Origin of the sequence: Marinobacter sp. (assembly GCF_041984545.1) — a bacterium.
Lineage (GTDB): Bacteria > Pseudomonadota > Gammaproteobacteria > Pseudomonadales > Oleiphilaceae > Marinobacter.
In genome coordinates, this window is sequence record NZ_JBHIXV010000033.1 from 1 (window position 1) to 17,625 (window position 17,625).

The window sequence follows — 17,625 nt, forward strand, 5'->3', positions numbered from 1 at the left end:
CTCGTCAGCTGGATCCGCTGATCATCGGTCAGGAGCACTACGAAGTGGCTCGTGGCGTGCAGACCAACCTGCAGCGCTACAAGGAACTGAAAGACATCATCGCCATCCTGGGTATGGACGAACTGTCAGAAGAAGACAAGCTGACCGTTGCCCGTGCCCGTAAGATCGAGCGTTTTCTGTCCCAGCCGTTCCACGTTGCTGAAGTATTCACCGGCTCTCCCGGTAAGTACGTTTCCCTCAAGGAAACCATCAGCAGCTTTAAGGGCATCCTGAATGGCGACTATGACGAACTGCCCGAGCAGGCGTTCTACATGGTTGGTACCATTGAGGAAGCGGTCGAGAAAGCGAAGGAAATGAAGGCCAAGGCCAAGAAGTAATTTGCGCTTGAGCCCTTGTTTCCGGATCGATCAAAGAGGCAACTGACATGGGTATGACCGTGCATTGTGATGTGGTAAGTGCCGAAACAAAGATCTATTCCGGATTGGTTGAAATGCTGATCGCGGCGGGTTCGGAAGGTGACCTGGGTATTGCCCCGGGTCACACTCCCCTGCTGACCCAGCTGAAGCCGGGCCCCATTCGGATTATCAAGCAGGGCGGTGAGGAAGAAATTCTTTACGTGTCCGGCGGGTATCTGGAGGTTCAGCCCAATCTGGTGACTTTGTTGGCCGACACCGCGGTTCGTGCAAAGGATGTGGACGAAGCCGCAGCGCTCGAGGCACAGAAAGAAGCCGAGAAAGCACTTGCCAACAAGACCGGTGAATTCGAGTACTCCCGTGCCGCTGCAGAGCTGGCCGAGGCTGTGGCCCAGCTTCGTACCATCCAGCAGCTGCGTAACAAGATGCGTTAAGCATCGTCGTTTCGGGTTTGCCGAACACCATAGCCGCATCCTGAGCGGCTGGAAGACCACGCGTTTGCCTGGGCTTTCCGGCTTCAAAGGATGCGGTTTTTTTATTTTTCGAAAGCTGACAGTAAACACTCCGGGAGCCTGACGTTGCCATGAGCCCGCTACACGTTGTCATTCTGGCCGCCGGCCAGGGGTCCAGAATGAAGTCCGCCCTGCCCAAGGTACTGCATCCGATTGCCGGTCGGTCGATGCTCCATCATGTCATTGCCACGGCCGAACAACTGGGTGCCGAGAGGATTCATACGGTGATTGGCCATGGGGCAGACAAGGTACGGGAAGCTACCCGGGCCGACTCGGTGAACTGGGTAACCCAGAGCGAGCAACTGGGTACCGGCCATGCAGTCGCCCAGGCGCTGCCGGATCTGCCGGACGAGGCGCGGGTGCTGGTGCTCTACGGTGATGTCCCGCTAACGCGTCATGAAACCCTCGAAGGGCTGGTGGGTACCCTGGATGATTCCACCCTCGGCCTGCTCACCGTTACCCTGGACAACCCCCAGGGCTATGGCCGCATCGTGCGTGACGCCGAAGGCGCGGTTCAGTCAATCGTCGAGCAGAAAGACGCCACCCCCGAGCAGCAGCAGATCCGTGAGGTGAATACGGGTATTCTCGCGGTCTCGGCGAAGCATCTGAAAGCCTGGCTGCCAACTCTCTCGAACAGCAACGCCCAGGGCGAATACTACCTCACCGACATCATCGCCATGGCGGTGGCGCAGGGCCTGAGGGTGGCGGTGTCCCAGCCGGAAAATCCGTTCGAGGTTCAGGGCGTGAACAACCGGTTGCAGCTGGCCGAGCTTGAGCGCTGGTACCAGCGTCGTCAGGCCGACCGGCTGATGACTGAAGGCGCGACCCTGGCCGATCCGGCCCGCGTGGATGTGCGCGGCGAACTCACCATCGGCAATGACCTCTGGATCGATGTAAACGTGGTGTTCGAGGGCAAGGTCGCCCTGGGCAGTTACGTCTCCATTGGTCCCAACTGCGTCATCAAGGACGCTACCATTGCCGACGGGGCAGAGATCAAGGCCAACAGTGTGATTGAAGGAGCCAGCGTTGGTGCCAATGCCCAGATCGGGCCGTTTGCCCGCCTGCGTCCGGGCACCGAGCTGGCTGCCAACACCAAAGTGGGCAACTTTGTGGAAACCAAGAAAGCCGTGGTGGGCGAGGGCAGCAAGATCAATCACCTCAGTTACGTGGGTGATGCCTCACTGGGCCGTAATGTGAATGTGGGTGCAGGAACCATCACCTGTAATTATGATGGGGTAAACAAGTACCAGACGGTACTCGGCGACGGCGTCTTTGTAGGCTCCAACACCGCGCTGGTGGCGCCGGTGACCATTGCCGCAGAAGCCACCATCGGTGCCGGCTCCACGATTACCCGGGATGTGGCGGACAGCGAACTGGCCGTGGCCCGGGCCCGGCAGCGGAACATCACCGGCTGGGAAAAGCCGAAGAAACACTGATCACGACGAAAACAGACAGGTAGAGCAGCATGTGTGGAATTGTAGGAGCGGTTTCGGAACGGGACGTCCAGGGCATCCTTCTCGAGGGCTTGCGCCGTCTGGAATACCGGGGCTATGACTCTGCCGGCATGGCGGTGATTGCCAGCGACCACAGTGTCCAGCGTGCCCGCGAAGTGGGCAAGGTCGCGTCGCTCTCAGACGCCATGGATGCCAGGCCCCTTCCGGGCCACCTGGGTATCGCCCACACCCGCTGGGCCACCCACGGCGAGCCCTCGCAGATCAACGCCCACCCGCACATGTCGGGCGATCGGCTGGCGATTGTCCACAACGGCATTATCGAGAACTACCAGGAACTGCGCGACGAGTTGCGGGCGGATGGCTTCACGTTCACGTCCCAGACCGACACCGAGGTGGTGGCGCACCTGATCGAAAAGAATTATCGCAGCCTTGGTAATCTTCATCAGGCCGTGCGGGCGTCCATCGCCCGGCTTCGCGGGGCCTATGCCCTGGCCGTGGTGCACGGCGACGAGCCCGACCATCTGGTGGTGTGCCGCGAGGGTAGCCCCCTGGTCATCGGCGTGGGTATCGGCGAAAACTTCATCGCCTCCGATCAGCTGGCGCTGCTGCCGGTGACCGACCGCTTCATGTTCCTGGAAGAAGGCGACATCGCCGATATCCGGCGTGATGGTGTGTCGATCCTGGACCGGGATGGCAAAACAGTGGAGCGCGAAGTCACCCGCTTCGAGCACGGTGCCGACTCCGCCGACAAGGGCGAGTACCGCCATTACATGCTCAAGGAAATCTACGAGCAGCCCAAGGTGGTCAAGGCCACCATGGAAGGCCGGGTGACCAGGACCCGGGTGCTCGAGCAGGCACTGGGCACCGAGGCGGCGAACCTCCTCGAAAACGTGCGCCACGTGCAGATTATCGCCTGCGGCACCAGTTACCATGCCGGTATGGTGGCCCGTTACTGGATTGAGGAGCTGGCCGGCGTGCCCTGTTCCGTGGAGGTGGCCTCGGAGTTCCGTTACCGCAAGCACGTAATCCAGCAGGACACCCTGTTCCTGTGCATCTCCCAGTCCGGCGAAACCGCCGACACCCTGGCGGCCCTGCGCCAGGCCAAGAAAGCCGGCTTCCGGGCCGCACTGGCCATCTGTAACGTGCCGGGCAGTTCCCTGGTGCGGGAGTCGGACCTGGTCATCATGACCCAGGCCGGTCCCGAGATTGGCGTGGCTTCCACCAAGGCCTTCACCACCCAGCTTACCGCGCTGCTGATCTTTACCCTGGCCCTGGCCCGCCATAACGGCCTGTCAGAGGAAAAGGAAAAAGAGATCGTGGAAGCCATCCATCTGCTGCCGGGCCAGGTCAGCGATGTGCTGGCCCTGGACGGCGAGATCTCAGAGATGTCCAAGGCGTTCATGGACAAGAACCACAGTCTGTTCCTTGGCCGGGGCTCCCAGTTCCCGGTGGCCCTGGAAGGGGCGCTCAAGCTCAAGGAAATCTCCTACATCCATGCCGAGGCTTACCCGGCCGGCGAACTCAAGCATGGCCCGCTGGCCCTGGTGGACAGCGAGATGCCGGTGGTCACCGTGGCGCCCAACAACGACCTGGTGGAGAAACTCAAATCCAACCTGGAAGAAGTGCGTGCCCGGGGCGGCCAGCTGTTCGTGTTCGCTGACAAGAAAGCCGACGTGAAGCCGGAGGAGGGCATCCACGTGATGCAGATTCCTTCGGTGCATCCGGTCACGGCGCCCATTGTCTACACCGTGCCGCTGCAGTTGCTGTCCTACCACGTTGCGGTGCTCAAGGGCACGGACGTGGATCAGCCCCGCAATCTGGCGAAAAGTGTAACGGTCGAATAGGGTTCCGGGCCTCGGGGGCGGTCCTTCAATCCCGCCCCCGCCGGACCCAGAGCAACACCATCACCACCACACCAACGGCGGCACCTGCCTGGAAGGTCAGGGCCGCCCCGCCCCAGACCCAGAGCAGCCCGGCCAGGGCGTTGGCCAGGAACAGGGTAACGCCGGTCACCAGATTGAATACGCCAAAGGCGGTCCCGCGCAGGGCCTCTGGTGCGGTGTCGGCCACCAGTTTGGCAAACAGCCCCTGGGTGATTCCCATGTGCAGGCCCCAGGCAAGGGCGGCCGCGAGGGTCCAGGCCCAGTGGTTGGCCGTAGCCAGCAGGGCGTCAGCGAGTATCAGCGGCACCAGCCCAATGATCAGCAGGGAATGGGCAGGGACCCGATCGGAGAGCTTGCCAAAGGGGTACGCCGAGAGGGAAAACGCCAGATTGAGCGCGACCACCACCAGTGGCAGCCAGGCCGGTGCCAGGTTCAGAGCCTCTGCGCGCAGCAGAATGAAGGCCTCGCTGAACCGGGCCAGGGTGAACAGGGCACCGATGGCGACGATGCTCCAGAACGCCCGGTTCAGTCGTTTGAGGTTGGCGCGCTGGATCGGATTGGTCCGTTGCCCCGGCGCCGTCCTGGCGGGTTCACGAACTCCGAATACGAGCAGCTCTACGGTCAGCACCGCCGGGATCACCGCTGCCCAGAACACCGCCTGGAAGTCGTTTTGCCAGAGCAGCATCAGAGCGATGGCCAGCAGCGGCCCGGCCACCGCGCCGGCCACGTCCAGGGATTGGCGCAGGCCGTAGGCTGCCCCGCGCAGGTCGGGCGGGGCCAGGTCCGCTATCAGTGCGTCCCGTGGGGCACCACGGATGCCCTTGCCCACCCGGTCCACGATCCTCGCCGTGACAATCCAGCCAAGGCCTGAGGCGAGGGCGAACACTGGTTTGGAGAGCGCGCTCAGGCCATAGCCCAGAATCGCAAGCCCCTTGCGCTTGCCCAGGTAATCACTGAGGGCGCCGGAAAACACCTTGATCATGGGCGCCGTAGCGTTGGCGGCGCCCTCAATCAACCCGACAGCCAGTGCGCTGGCCCCCAGTACTGAAACCAGATAGATGGGCAGCAGGCTGTGGATGATTTCCGAGGACACATCCATCAGCAGGCTGACGAACCCCAGAACCCAGATGCTCCGGGGCAGCCGGGAGGCCTGCGAAGGATCGGCAGGAGATAACATCGGTCAGTCCGCTTCCAGGGTCGTGATGCCATTCATGTCAGGGCCTTTCTGAGGCTCAGAACGTGTAGGAAACGGATGCTTCGACCGTTCTTTCCTCGCCAAACCAGCAATTGGAGCTGTCGAAACAGCTGTAGTAGCGCTCGTCGGTCAGGTTATTCACAGACAGGCCCAGCTCTGTGCCGCGGAGGCTGCTGGACACCCGTCCCAGGTTGTAGCGCAGGGCAATATCTACCAGGGTGGCGTCGGGTACCTTGCCCTCGTTGGTGGCGGCGTTGTACTCCGCCTCACCAATGTAGCGGGCGCCAATACCGGCCACCAGACCATCCAGCGGGCCCTGGTAGAAGCCGTAGTCCGCCCAGACCGACAGCAATTGTTCGGGCACCCAGACCGGTGTCTGTCCTTCCAGTCCGGTGTTGTCCCTGGTCACCTCGACATCCTGGACAGTGTAGCTCAGTGTCATCAACAGACTGTCGAGCGGCTGGGCCCGGGCTTCAAGCTCGACCCCACGGGACCGGACTTCACCGGCCTGTATCTTGTCGTAGGGGCCACCGTTGGGATCGCGGGTGGGAACGTTTTCCTTGGTAATCTGGTAAAGCGCCAGGTTAATGGAGGTGCGTCGATCCGATGACTGGTACTTCGCGCCCAGCTCCCATTGCTCGCCGGTAGAAGGGTCGAACTCGTTGCCGTTACGATCACTGCCGGTCTGAGGCTCGAAGCTCTCGGCGTAATTCAGATAGGGTGAGATTCCACTTGCCGCCTGGTACATCAGGCCCGCCCGTGTGGAGAGGTTGTCCTGCTCCAGCTTGCGGTCAATCGAGGCTCCGTATTGCTGACCCTGCTCTTCACCGGTGAAGTCGTCCCAGCGAACACCGCCGATCACCACAAACCGCCCGAGTTCGATCTGATCCTGCAGATAGAGGCCCAGCTGCTTTTTGCGGATGGTGAAATCGGAGGAGTAGGCGGTATCGGTAATGTCGATGGTGCTGCGTGAGATCTGGTAGTAGTCGGGGTCGTAGAGATCGATGGCCGGGGCGCCGCTGCCGAACGAGGTGTCTTCATAGATCACATCGGAGTCCAGGCTCAGGTAGTCCACGCCCAACAGCAGGTTGTGCCGGGCCATGCCGGTCTGGAACCGCCCGGAAAACTGGTTGTCGATCGTGAAGCCGATGGTGGCTTCGTCGGTGAGGTAGGCTTGCCGGGACAATGTCCGGCCGTCCGCTGCCAGTCCGGCGCCATAGGTGTTGGTCTGGAAAGCTTCCGCATCGGTATAGCGAAAGTTCTGCAGGAAGTTCCAGCTGTCGTTGATGTTGTGGTTGACCTTGTAGCCGGCCAGCAGCACCTCTTTATCAAATTCGTTCCAGTTGGCGTCGCCGGAGAAGGCATCTTTCGGCAGCTCGCCGTTGGGGTTGGGCAGGAACAGGCCGGAGGCGGGCAGGGTGGTGTAGATACCCATGGCCGGGTCTTTCTGGTAATAGAGGTTGACGTTGATGAGTGTGTCCTCGCTCACCTGCCAATCCAAGGAGGGCGCGATCATGTGGCGCTCTTCCTCGGATGTCTCGGCCTGGCCATCGCGGGTCCGGGTGAGACCTACCAGGCTGTACGACAGGTTGGAATCGCCCAGTTGGCCACGGCTTTCAATGGACGCCTCGGCCAGATTGCGGGAGCCGCCGGCCAGCTCGATCTTGTTGAAACTCCCGGTGGCCGGTTCCTTGCCGATCAGGTTGACCATGCCCCCGGGGGGCATGGCTCCGTAGAGGGTGGAGGTGGGGCCCCGGAATACCTCAACCTGCTCCACCGCTTTCAGATCAATCTGGGGCTGCAGGTTCCAGTCGTTGTAGAGCAGTTGCAGGCCATCGTAGTAATTCTGGTAATTGATAAAGCCACGGATGCTGAACAGGTCCAGTCGGCCGACGGCGCCGCCGCGCAATTCCGTGTTCACCCCGGGCACGTAACGGAGGGCAGTGGCCACTGAGTCCGCATCGCGCATTTCCAGGGCCTGCTGATCCAGTACCGAGATGCTCTGGGGTGTTTCGCCAGGCTCCAGCGCAGTCTTGGTGGCGGTGTTCCTGTAGGTTTCCCCGTACACCGTCATGGTGTCCAGCACCATGGGTTCATCGGATTGGGCGAAAACCAGCGGGCTGCTGGCGAGGCCTACAGCAACAGCAAGTAAAGACGGTTTGAGCAGGTGTGAAGGCATGTTGAGTCCTGTCTGGCGTGGGAATTATTAATTGCGAATCATTCCCATTATATTTATCTGGCGAAACAGGACTTAACCGATTGGTGCATGGCGGGCAATGAATGGCTCATTCAGGGTAACCGGGATCCAGTATTCCATGGTCACTTCCGGCGCCTCCGCGTCAAAGCCGGGCGGGTAGACCTCCAGATCGTAGCCGTAAACGGCGTTGCAGCCAGCGTGGGGCAGCCAGGCCTTGAAGAACCACTTGAGGATCTCCGACAGCGACCGGATCGGACCCTGGAAAGAGATAACCACATAGTTCTGGGCCGGTACCTCCAGGACCTCCAGATCCGTGCCGGTGCCGCCGCTGTCTGTCCCGAAGCCGGCCAGATAGCGGAATTCGGAATCCGGCCCCCGGGACAGATCGAGAACGCCGAACCTGGGCCGGTCATCGGGCAGCATCTCGCGGTCTGACAGTTCAGCCCAGAGGGCGGGGACCTTGATACCAAAATCGGGACTGGGCGAGAACAGCCCCCGGACTCTGTCGGAACGACCGGCCACCGAAAACGCGGGTTTCGAATCCAGCCGGATGGCGGGCACCCGTGCCCTGAGTGCGGCATCCGGCAACATGGCCGGGTCGAGGCAGAGGGGAGTGGTGAGCAGGCAGGGGAGTCCTCGCCGGCGGTACCGGGCAGGTGGACACCCGAAATGCTGTTTGAAGCTGCGGGTAAAGCTGATGTCCGAGCTGAAACCGCAGGCCAGGCCAATATCGATGATGCGCTGGTCGGTGAACAGAAGCAGTTCCGCCGCCAGGCTCAGCCGCAGTTCCCGGACATACTGTCCGACGGACTGTCCGGTTTCATCCGAGAACACGCGGTTGAACTGCCAGCGGGACCAGCCGCCAATCCGGGCGAGGCTGGCCACGGCCAGCGGCTTGTCCAGGTTCAGGTGGATGTGCCTCAGAACCTGATCGATCCGACCCAGGTGGGCCTGTCGGCTTGCCGTCGTCACGTCAGGTTCCGGAAGTGGTTCGCCCATTACCAGCGATAGCGCAGGCTGGCCACCACACTGCGCTCTGCGCCGTAGTAGCACCAGTAATCGCAGCTCGCCACGTACTCGCGATCGGCCAGGTTGCTCACGTTCAACTGGGCCTGCCACTGGGGCGCGAGAGCGTACTGGGCCATCATGTCGAACACGGTGTAGGAAGGCACTTCCGTACTGCCGTCTTTGGTTTCGCCGACGAAGCGAGCGCCGGCGCCTACCTTGAGGCCCGGGGCCAGTTCGGTGAAGCTGTAGTCCAGCCACGCCGACGCCTGGTGGCGGGGAATCAGCGGGGCCTGGCGTTCGCTGCCGGCGGTGGCCTGGTCGCGAACCTTGGCGCTGTTGTAGGTGTAGGCGGCGGTCAGCTCGAGCTGCTCGGTGAGGTAGCTGACACTCTCCAGCTCGAAGCCTTCAGTGGTGCGCTCGCGATCCTGGATCTGGAAGCCACCCTGGCTGGTGCCCAGGGAATTCTCCTCTTCAATCCGGTAGACCGCGGCGGTTACGTAACCGTCCAGGTTGCGGGGCGCAATCTTCACACCCAGCTCGATCTGCTCGCCAGTGCGCGGCTCGTAGAGATTGCCGTTGCCGTCGGTGCCGGCAATGGGCTGGAAGGATTCAGTGTAGGACACATAGGGGGAGACGCCGTTTTCGGCCAGGTACATCACGCCACCCGACAGCGACAGCTGATCATCGTCCGCCTCCTGACGGGTGTTGGCGTCGCGGTTGATGTTGTCCACCTTCGCCTGGTCGTAGCGTGCGCCGGCCAGGAACACCCAGCGGTCGTCCAGGCGCAGCTGATGCTGGAGGTAGTAGCCGGTCTGCTGCTTGTCGATTTCGGTAACGACCAGATCGGCGGGCGTGATTGGTGTGAAATTACCGTACTGCGGATCGAACAGATCAATGGGGCTTCCGAACATTGAAAAGCCGCCGACACCGTTCTGTTGACCCTTGTTATTCAGATCCTGGTAATCGACTCCCGCCAGGAAGGTGTGCTCGGTGCGATCCGTGTACCAGTTGCCCACCACGCGGTTATCGACCGTCCAGCTGTCGATCTTGCCGTCCCGGTAGGTCAGGTAGCGCTGGCCTTCCCGCGGACCGGTCTGGAAAAAGATGTAGCTGCTGCGCAACAGCAGATCCAGCTCGCTGTACCGGAAATCCTGCTCGAACCGCCAGACATCGTTGATCTGGTGGCTCAGGGCATAGCCCAGGGAAGACTGGGTGCGCTCATTGGTGTCGTAGCCGGGCTCACTGTAGTTGGTGGACGGATCCACCTTGCCAAACGGCGTGCCCTGAACGGTGCCGTAGGCCAGTTTGAACGGATTGGTGGGAACGGCGTCGTCCTTCTGGAAGCTGGCCAGGAGCGTTAGGCTGGTCTGGTCCGTGATATCCCACGCCAGGCTGGGTGCCAGGTAGTAGCGCTCGTTCTCGGTGAAGTCCAGGTCGCCTTCGCCATCGCGATACAGGCCCACAAGCCGGTAGCGGACGTTATCACTTCCGGCGACCGGTCCGGAGGTGTCGACGCCAAGCTGGCGGTGCTTGTCGGTACCCGCCTGCACCAGCACCTCGCCCTGAGCCTCCTTGGTCGGGCGTTTGCTGATGGCGTTGATCACGCCGCCCGGAGGTGCCTCACCGTACAGGATGGAGGCCGGACCCTTGAGCAGTTCGACCCGTTCCAGGCCATAGGTCTCCGGCAGCCACTGGTAAAAGCCCTCGCGGTAGATGCGCAGGCCGTCCTGATAGGTGGCCTGGTCAAAGCCCCGGATCTTGAGCCAGTCGGTGTCGTTATCGTCACCGTAGTGGCCCGACAGCACGCCGGCCCGATACTGGAAGGTTTCATCCAGGGACTGCACGTTGCGCTCCCTGAGTTCTTCCTCCTCGACCACCGACGCGGGCCGCGGGGTTTCCACCAGCGGCGCCTCCACTTTGAGCGCCGTGGCAGAGACCACCAGGGCGTCCAGACTTTCTGGCGAGTCATCCTGCGCCAGGGCGGGCATCGACGTGGCAACAATACCCAGGCTCAGGGTAAGTCGGATGGCGTGTGCCAGGGGAGTGGGTAAGAAAGCGGCAGACATAGGGAGAGCACCTTTGCATCACGGATGTTGGTCGGGCGGTGAAGAACTCACCGAAATTCGCCGAATCTTATTCTTTAAGAAATCGTAATGCAAACCAATATCATTAACATGAATCCGGTGAACTGCACGGACACCCGGCCCTGCCGGTTAAATATTCATGAAAACACCGAATGTGGCGGGAAATCGGTTAGAATGCGGTCGCCCCTGGGGTGTTAATTAAGTAATATTACGAAAATAATGCTGGTGGCCAGACCTGTTCCCTTTTCTTTTTGCTATTAAGACCAAAAGCGGTTGGGAGTTTGTACCTTTGAACCATACCCTGGTACGCAAATATCAAGGAAGATGCGGGGCCTCTGGCACACAATACCAACAAACCGCTTTCTCAGAAGATGTTCGCCATGCCCACAACCGTTCTCTCCGGCTTCACCCACAATTTCCTTGGTAAAGCGCCCGTCTGGTACAAGCAGGTCATCCTGCTGTTTCTGGCTGCCAATCCTATCGTGATGTGGACCCTGGGCCCCGGAACCGCCGGCTGGCTCCTGATTGCCGAGTTCATTTTCACCCTGGCCATGGCACTCAAGTGCTACCCGTTGCTGCCGGGTGGCCTGCTGGCGGTGGAGGCGTTGCTGATCGGGCTGACAACGCCGGATGCGGTCTACCTGGAGGTACTCACCAACTTTCCGGTGATCCTGCTGCTGATGTTCATGGTTGCCGGCATCTACTTCATGAAAGAACTGTTGCTGGTGACGTTTACCCAGATCCTGGTGGGCGTGCGCTCCAAGTCGGCGCTGTCGCTGTTGTTCTGCAGTGCTGCGGCCCTGCTGTCGGCCTTCCTGGATGCCCTGACGGTAACCGCCGTGATCATCAGTGTGGCGGTGGGTTTCTACTCGGTGTACCACAAAGTGGCCTCGGGCAAGGGCTACCAGCACAAGGACCACAACGCTGGCAGCGATGACGAAGTGATCGAGCTGCACCGGGAAGACCTGGAAAACTTCCGGGCTTTTCTGCGCAGTCTACTGATGCACGGCGCCATCGGCACTGCCCTGGGTGGCGTTGCCACCATGGTGGGCGAACCCCAGAACCTGCTGATTGCCAAGGTCGTGGGCTGGGACTTTGCCGGGTTCTTCCTGCATATGGCGCCGGTAAGCCTGCCGGTGCTGGCGGCGGGGCTGGTTACCTGCTGGGCCCTGGAGAAGCTGCGCTGGTTTGGTTACGGCGGTCGGCTGCCCAAGCCGGTGCGCCGGGTGCTGGAGGAGTTTGCTGAAAACGAGCGTGCCAAACGCACCAAAGCTGACCAGGCCGCACTCTGGGTGCAGGCGGTTGCCGCCGCCATCCTGGTGGTGGGCCTGGCCCTGCACCTGGCGGAGGTAGGGCTGATCGGCCTGTTGGTGATCATCCTGATTACCTCCTTTACCGGCGTTACCGACGAGCACCAGATTGGCAAGGCCTTCCAGGAATCGCTGCCGTTCACCTCCCTGTTGGTCGTGTTCTTCGCGGTGGTGGCGGTGATCCACGAACAGCACCTGTTCAAGCCGATCATCGATTACGTGCTGTCGCTGCCAGAAGCCCAACAACCGGGCATGTTCTTCATCGCCAACGGCGTGCTCTCGATGATCAGCGATAACGTGTTCGTAGCGACTGTGTACATCAGTGAGGTCAAGCAGGCACTGGAAGCCGGCGCCATCAGCTACGAGCATTTCCAGGAGCTGGCGGTGGCGATCAACACCGGTACCAACCTGCCCAGTGTGGCCACGCCCAACGGCCAGGCGGCGTTCCTGTTCCTGCTGACCTCGGCAATCGCGCCGCTGGTTCGGCTGTCTTACGGCAAGATGGTTATCATGGCGTTTCCCTACACCCTGGTGATGGGCGGCGTGGGCCTGTACATGGTGGTTAACCACATTTGACATCCCGGCCGGATTTTTTGCGGCCTGGGTCAGTGCAGATCTGCGGGTGTCTGTTAATCTTCCCTTAAATAAAAGCGGATAAACGGACTCCATGTACAGCTGTTGTTTCGACGTTCCCGAGTTCAGGAGGCTGGCGAACGGGCGTGTGTTCATCGCTCGGCTCGCCGGCCTGTGCCTTTTGATGTTCGCGGCGTGGGGCGCTTTCGCCCAATCAGATTCCGAACCGGGGGCGGCGGCCCCGATCCTGCGGGTGGCGTACCTTGAGTTTCCCCCGATTACCTATCAGGCCAGCAACGGCCAGCCGGCCGGCAGCTTTATCGAGCTGACCCGCAAAGTAGCGGTTGAGGCCGGCTATCAGCCCGAATTCATCTACCTGCCGGTGAGCCGCGTGTACCTGTATCTGACCAACGGCCTGATTGACGTGTGGCCCGGGGTCACCGACGTACCAAGATTGCAGGGCAATGTTCTGGAGAGCTGGATAAGTCCGGCGCCCGTCCATCTGAGCGCCTGGTACCTGGAAGGTTCGCCACCGCTGAGCCATCTGGATGAATTGCGCGGCAAACGGGTCATCGTTATTGGCGGCTATACCTACGCGGGGCTGCTGGACTGGCTGGACGCCCACCCGGACATTCGCATCACCGAGGCGCCCAACCACCGATCGGCCGTGGATATGCTCAAGCGCAGGCGGGGGGATTACCTTCTGGATTATCGCCAGCCTGTACGACAGGTACTGGTTCCGGGATCCGATGACATGCTCCGGGAATCGGAAGTGCGCACCCGGGATCTCGCCTGGATTTTCTCGCTGGCCCATCCCCGGGCGGCACTGATGCGGGATGAGTTCGATGACGCCTATCTGCGTCTGGTGGAAAGGGGCGAAGTGCCCCCGGTTCGGGACCTGACCGGCGCCTACGTCATTCCCGGCTACCCGGAGCAACTCCAGTGACTGTGATCAGGGTGCCAGCCGGACATCGCCATACCAGGCGGTGGCCTGTTCGCCCGTGTTGTCTGAATCCGACATGATGGCCACCCCCACAATGGGCGGCGGCGCCTCGCCAAACGCCTGCCGATAGTCGGCTACAATGTCTCGTTCCACCGTTACCCAGTCACCGACCCGTTCCCTGCCGGAATTGACCGCCACCATCATGGTCTTGTCGGTGTAGGCGTTGGCGATGAAGGTGCCCTCCGGCAGGGTGTTGGCCCAGATGTAGTTCAGGGCATTGCCGGGCAGGGACTCACCGAACAGCACTTCCACGGTCTTGCGCTTTGCCCGCTCGAAAAAGCCAGCCTTTTCCGGTTGGAACTCGAACGCCACGTAAATCCGGGCCGGGTAGTCGTCCCCGGATTTGCTGCGGGCGTTGCCTTTCTCGAAAACGTTGGAAACCTTCCAGCGCCACTTAAGAATCAGCGAATCACCCGGCTCGACGCTGACCCGGGCAATCAGACCGGATGCGCTGCCATCGGTGGTGGCCTTGACCACCTGCTGGCCGTCGTCGGTGACCAGCTCATAGCGGGTGTGCTGCTCGATATTCGGGAAATTCAGGGGTTCCCAGCCGTCGGTAATCGAGTTTATGGCCGAGAAGGGCTTCAAAGTAGCGTCCTGAGCCTGGGCGAGGTTGGGGCTGAAGAGTCCGGCGAGCAGCAGCGCCGCCCATACCGGGTAAAGGTTCCGGACCATGGTGTTCTCTCGAGTCTGAAAGTTAACGGTGCAGACAGGGGTTTTACCGAAAAGTGCCTTGTTGTTGAAGGGTGACCTGTATATAGTGTTCGTATCCTTGGTCAAATACCAGATATTGTGATTACTTCGTAATCAACGCATTCTGGTATCGGGAATCCGGTGAGACTCCGGAACTGACGCGCAGCGGTATTGGGGAACAAGCACGGCATTACGACACTGGTTGGTACCGGGAAGTCGCCGAGCGAGGCCGAATCCAACGATTCACGCCCCTGAGTCCGAAGACCTGCCAGGGAGATAACTGCACCTTCGCGTTTCAAGGTGAGCAGACCGGTGTCGCCCAGCCATGCCCATGGCGAGGTGTGCCCCTGCGTACGCGAAGGTGAAAGGAACTCAACGCGTATTCAGGAGAACAACCATGTCCGCCTCCGCTCTGGCCGAAGCCCAGCCCGAATCCCAGTCCAAATCGAACACCTCCACCCAGGCCCTGCAGGTGATCAAACGCAACGGCACCCTGGTGGGCTTTGATGCCTCCAAGATCACCGTGGCCGTCACCAAGGCCTTCCTGGCCGTGGAAGGCGACCAGGCCGCCGGTTCCGCCCGGATCAACCACGCCGTCAAACTGGTCACCGACCAGGTGGTGCAGGCCATCAGCCGGCGCCTGAAAGCCGGTGGCAAGGTGCATATCGAAGACATCCAGGACCAGGTGGAACTGGCGCTGATGCGCGCCGAGGAACAGAAAGTGGCCCGCGCCTACGTGCTGTACCGGGAAGAACACGCCCGCCAGCGGGCCATCGATGAGCCGGTGGAAGCCCACCCGCACCTGACCGTGAAAAAGGCCGACGGCACCATCGCGCCCCTGGACCTGGGTCTGATGAAACTGCAGGTGGAGCAGGCCGCCGCCGGGCTGGAAGGCATCGACGGTGAGTCCCTGGTGGACGACGCCCTGCGCAACCTCTACGACGGCATTGAAGAAACCGAAGTGCTCTCGGCCCTGATCATGACCGCCCGGGGCCGCATCGAGCGGGAGCCGGACTACAGCGCCGTGACCGCCCGCCTGCTGCTGGAACAGCTGCGCCTGGAAACTGGCGAAGCCCTGCAACTGCCGCGCAACCAGTCCCTGGCGGAGGTATACCCTCAGGCGTTGACCGCCTTTATCCACGCCGGCATTCGCCACGAACTGCTGGACGAAGCCCTGGTCGGCTTTGATCTCGAGCGCCTCGGTGAGGCCCTCAAGCCCGAGCGCGACCTGCAGTTCGGCTTCCTTGGCCTGCAGACTCTGTACGACCGCTACTTCCTGCACTGGAACAAGGCCCGCCTGGAACTGCCCCAGGTGTTCTTCATGCGTGTGGCCATGGGCCTGGCGCTGCGCGAGGACGACCCGAACCAGCGGGCCATCGAGTTCTACAACCTGCTGTCCTCGTTTGACTACATGGCCAGCACGCCCACCCTGTTCAACAGCGGCACCCGTCATTCCCAACTCTCCTCCTGCTACCTCACCACCGTGCAGGACGATCTGGAAGGCATCTACGGCGCCATCAAGGACAACGCCCTGCTGAGCAAATGGGCCGGCGGCCTGGGCAACGACTGGACGCCAGTCCGTGCCCTGGGCTCCCACATCAAGGGCACCAACGGCCAGAGCCAGGGCGTGGTGCCGTTCCTGAAAGTGGTCAACGACACCGCCGTGGCGGTGAATCAGGGAGGCAAGCGCAAGGGCGCCGTGTGCGCTTACCTGGAAAGCTGGCACCTGGACATCGAGGAATTCCTGGAGCTGCGCAAGAACACCGGCGACGAGCGCCGCCGAACCCACGACATGAACACCGCCAACTGGGTGCCGGACCTGCTGATCGAGCGCATGCGCGAAGACCGGGAGTGGACCCTGTTCTCCCCGAGTGACGTCCCGGACCTGCACGACCTCTACGGCAATGCCTTCCGCGAGCGCTACGAGCACTACGAAGCGCTGGCCGAACAGGGCCAGATCAAGCTGTTCCGGAAAATCTCCGCCAAACAGCTCTGGCGCAAGATGCTCACCGTGCTGTTTGAAACCGGCCACCCCTGGATCACCTTCAAGGACCCCTGCAACCTTCGCTCGCCGCAGCAGCACCGGGGCGTCGTGCACAGCTCCAACCTGTGCACCGAGATCACCCTCAACACCAGCGCCGACGAAATTGCCGTGTGCAACCTCGGTTCGGTAAACCTGGCCGCCCACATCAAGGACGGCGAGCTGGACGTCCAGCGCCTGGAACGAACCGTTAACACCGCCGTGCGCATGCTCGATAACGTCATCGACATCAACTACTACGCCGTGCCCCAGGCGAAGAACTCCAACCATAAACACCGCCCGGTCGGCCTCGGCCTGATGGGCTTCCAGGACGCCCTCTACCAGCTGGGCCTGCCATACTCCAGCCCGGAAGCGGTGGAGTTCGCCGACGTGGCCATGGAACAGCTCAGCTACTTTGCCCTGCGCGCTTCCGCCAATCTGGCCGGCGAGCGCGGCGCCTACGAAAGCTACGAAGGCTCCCTCTGGCAGCAGGGCATCCTGCCGATTGACTCCATCAACCTGCTGAAAGAAGCCCGCCGCGACGGCGACCTCTCGGTGAACACCAACGTCCGCCTGGACTGGACCCCGGTGCGCGAGCTCATCGCCAAAAACGGCATGCGTAACAGCAACGTCATGGCCATCGCGCCCACGGCCACCATCTCCAACATCGTGGGCGTGTCCCAGTCCATTGAGCCTGCCTACCAGAACCTGTTCGTCAAATCGAACCTCTCCGGCGAGTTCACCGTGGTCAACCCGTCCCTGGTCCGCGACCTCAAGGCCGAAGGCCTGTGGGATAACGTGATGGTCAACGACCTCAAATACTTCGACGGCAGCGTGCAGCAAATCGACCGCATCCCGGCCGAACTCAAGGCGAGATACGCCACCGCCTTCGAGATCGACGCCCGTTGGCTGGTGGAAGCCGCGGCCCGCCGCCAGAAATGGCTCGACCAGGCCCAGAGCCTCAACCTCTACATGGCCGAACCCAGCGGCAAAAAACTGGACGCCCTGTACCAGCTCGCCTGGGAACGCGGCCTGAAAACCACCTACTACCTGCGCTCCCTGGGCGCCACCGGCGCAGAAAAAACCACCCCGGTGGCGGCACCGCAGCCACAGGTATGCAGCATCGACAACCCGGACTGCGAGGCCTGTCAGTAGGGCGTTAATCCGACCTGCAACGGGCACATACGACTACAACTGCCAAGCCTGAGAACCTGGCTGGTACACCCTCCAGAAAATGTCTGTGGCCATGGATGGCCACAGCCAAGCCCTACAGAGATGTA

At 61.5% G+C, this 17,625-nt stretch carries 11 protein-coding genes, 1 pseudogene and 1 riboswitch; of the genes and pseudogenes, 7 read left to right on the forward strand and 5 right to left on the reverse strand.

Annotation, left to right across the window (positions count from 1 at the left end; translation table 11 throughout):
* The 4 genes and pseudogenes from ACFC20_RS14240 to glmS all read left to right on the forward strand — a co-directional run.
* Positions 1–377: pseudogene (locus tag ACFC20_RS14240) on the forward strand (F0F1 ATP synthase subunit beta); the annotation flags it as partial.
* Between the two features lie 47 nt (positions 378–424).
* Positions 425–847 carry a F0F1 ATP synthase subunit epsilon gene (locus ACFC20_RS14245; RefSeq protein WP_008172596.1) on the forward strand — a complete coding sequence of 141 codons (423 nt, stop codon included), beginning with the start codon at positions 425–427 and terminating at the stop codon, positions 845–847.
* Positions 848–996: 149 nt separating this feature from the next.
* On the forward strand, positions 997–2,361 hold the full coding sequence (gene glmU / locus ACFC20_RS14250) for a bifunctional UDP-N-acetylglucosamine diphosphorylase/glucosamine-1-phosphate N-acetyltransferase GlmU (protein WP_375193591.1): 1,365 nt from the start codon (positions 997–999) through the stop codon (positions 2,359–2,361).
* Between the two features lie 29 nt (positions 2,362–2,390).
* Positions 2,391–4,223: a glutamine--fructose-6-phosphate transaminase (isomerizing) gene (glmS, locus tag ACFC20_RS14255; RefSeq protein WP_375193592.1), complete on the forward strand. Its 1,833-nt coding sequence runs from the start codon at positions 2,391–2,393 to the stop codon at positions 4,221–4,223.
* A gap of 25 nt (positions 4,224–4,248) precedes the next feature.
* Here the strand turns inward: glmS and ACFC20_RS14260 are convergent, their stop codons facing one another.
* The 4 genes from ACFC20_RS14260 to ACFC20_RS14275 all read right to left on the reverse strand — a co-directional run bounded on the left by ACFC20_RS14260 (position 4,249) and on the right by ACFC20_RS14275 (position 10,728).
* On the reverse strand, positions 4,249–5,439 hold the full coding sequence (locus tag ACFC20_RS14260) for an MFS transporter (RefSeq protein ID WP_375193593.1): 1,191 nt from the start codon (positions 5,437–5,439) through the stop codon (positions 4,249–4,251).
* Between the two features lie 55 nt (positions 5,440–5,494).
* The gene (locus tag ACFC20_RS14265; RefSeq protein ID WP_375193594.1) at positions 5,495–7,636 is read right to left on the reverse strand and encodes a TonB-dependent siderophore receptor; all 2,142 of its coding nucleotides are present in this window, start codon (positions 7,634–7,636) and stop codon (positions 5,495–5,497) included.
* 72 nt (positions 7,637–7,708) lie between these two features.
* On the reverse strand, positions 7,709–8,626 hold the full coding sequence (locus tag ACFC20_RS14270) for a helix-turn-helix domain-containing protein (RefSeq protein WP_375193595.1): 918 nt from the start codon (positions 8,624–8,626) through the stop codon (positions 7,709–7,711).
* Positions 8,627–8,652: 26 nt separating this feature from the next.
* Positions 8,653–10,728: a TonB-dependent siderophore receptor gene (locus ACFC20_RS14275; RefSeq protein WP_375193596.1), complete on the reverse strand. Its 2,076-nt coding sequence runs from the start codon at positions 10,726–10,728 to the stop codon at positions 8,653–8,655.
* A 398-nt stretch (positions 10,729–11,126) separates the two neighbouring features.
* Here ACFC20_RS14275 and nhaB point away from each other — a divergent pair, with 398 nt between their 5' ends.
* A complete protein-coding gene (gene nhaB / locus ACFC20_RS14280) occupies positions 11,127–12,632 on the forward strand; it encodes a sodium/proton antiporter NhaB (protein WP_375183366.1) in 1,506 nt (501 codons plus the stop codon).
* Positions 12,633–12,723: 91 nt separating this feature from the next.
* Positions 12,724–13,575 carry a substrate-binding periplasmic protein gene (locus ACFC20_RS14285; RefSeq protein WP_375193597.1) on the forward strand — a complete coding sequence of 284 codons (852 nt, stop codon included), beginning with the start codon at positions 12,724–12,726 and terminating at the stop codon, positions 13,573–13,575.
* Positions 13,576–13,581: 6 nt separating this feature from the next.
* Here ACFC20_RS14285 and ACFC20_RS14290 read toward each other — a convergent pair whose 3' ends face one another.
* Positions 13,582–14,307, reverse strand: a complete 726-nt coding sequence (locus ACFC20_RS14290; RefSeq protein ID WP_375193598.1) for a DUF3047 domain-containing protein — start codon at positions 14,305–14,307, stop codon at positions 13,582–13,584.
* 126 nt (positions 14,308–14,433) lie between these two features.
* A riboswitch (cobalamin riboswitch) is annotated at positions 14,434–14,613 on the forward strand.
* 109 nt (positions 14,614–14,722) lie between these two features.
* Here ACFC20_RS14290 and ACFC20_RS14295 point away from each other — a divergent pair.
* Complete coding sequence (locus tag ACFC20_RS14295) at positions 14,723–17,500, forward strand: ribonucleoside-diphosphate reductase subunit alpha (protein WP_375193599.1); 2,778 nt, start codon at positions 14,723–14,725, stop codon at positions 17,498–17,500.
* Positions 17,501–17,625 lie beyond the last annotated feature (125 nt).

Excerpts from the sequence above, each read along its gene's own strand:
- ACFC20_RS14275 (WP_375193596.1), bottom strand. The coding sequence starts at position 10,728 with ATGTCTGCCGCTTTCTTACCCACTCCCCTGGCACACGCCATCCGACTT.
- glmU (WP_375193591.1), top strand. The coding sequence starts at position 997 with ATGAGCCCGCTACACGTTGTCATTCTGGCCGCCGGCCAGGGGTCCAGA.
- ACFC20_RS14290 (WP_375193598.1), bottom strand. The coding sequence starts at position 14,307 with ATGGTCCGGAACCTTTACCCGGTATGGGCGGCGCTGCTGCTCGCCGGA.
- ACFC20_RS14245 (WP_008172596.1), top strand. The coding sequence starts at position 425 with ATGGGTATGACCGTGCATTGTGATGTGGTAAGTGCCGAAACAAAGATC.
- ACFC20_RS14295 (WP_375193599.1), top strand. The coding sequence starts at position 14,723 with ATGTCCGCCTCCGCTCTGGCCGAAGCCCAGCCCGAATCCCAGTCCAAA.
- ACFC20_RS14285 (WP_375193597.1), top strand. The coding sequence starts at position 12,724 with ATGTACAGCTGTTGTTTCGACGTTCCCGAGTTCAGGAGGCTGGCGAAC.
- ACFC20_RS14265 (WP_375193594.1), bottom strand. The coding sequence starts at position 7,636 with ATGCCTTCACACCTGCTCAAACCGTCTTTACTTGCTGTTGCTGTAGGC.
- glmS (WP_375193592.1), top strand. The coding sequence starts at position 2,391 with ATGTGTGGAATTGTAGGAGCGGTTTCGGAACGGGACGTCCAGGGCATC.
- nhaB (WP_375183366.1), top strand. The coding sequence starts at position 11,127 with ATGCCCACAACCGTTCTCTCCGGCTTCACCCACAATTTCCTTGGTAAA.
- ACFC20_RS14260 (WP_375193593.1), bottom strand. The coding sequence starts at position 5,439 with ATGTTATCTCCTGCCGATCCTTCGCAGGCCTCCCGGCTGCCCCGGAGC.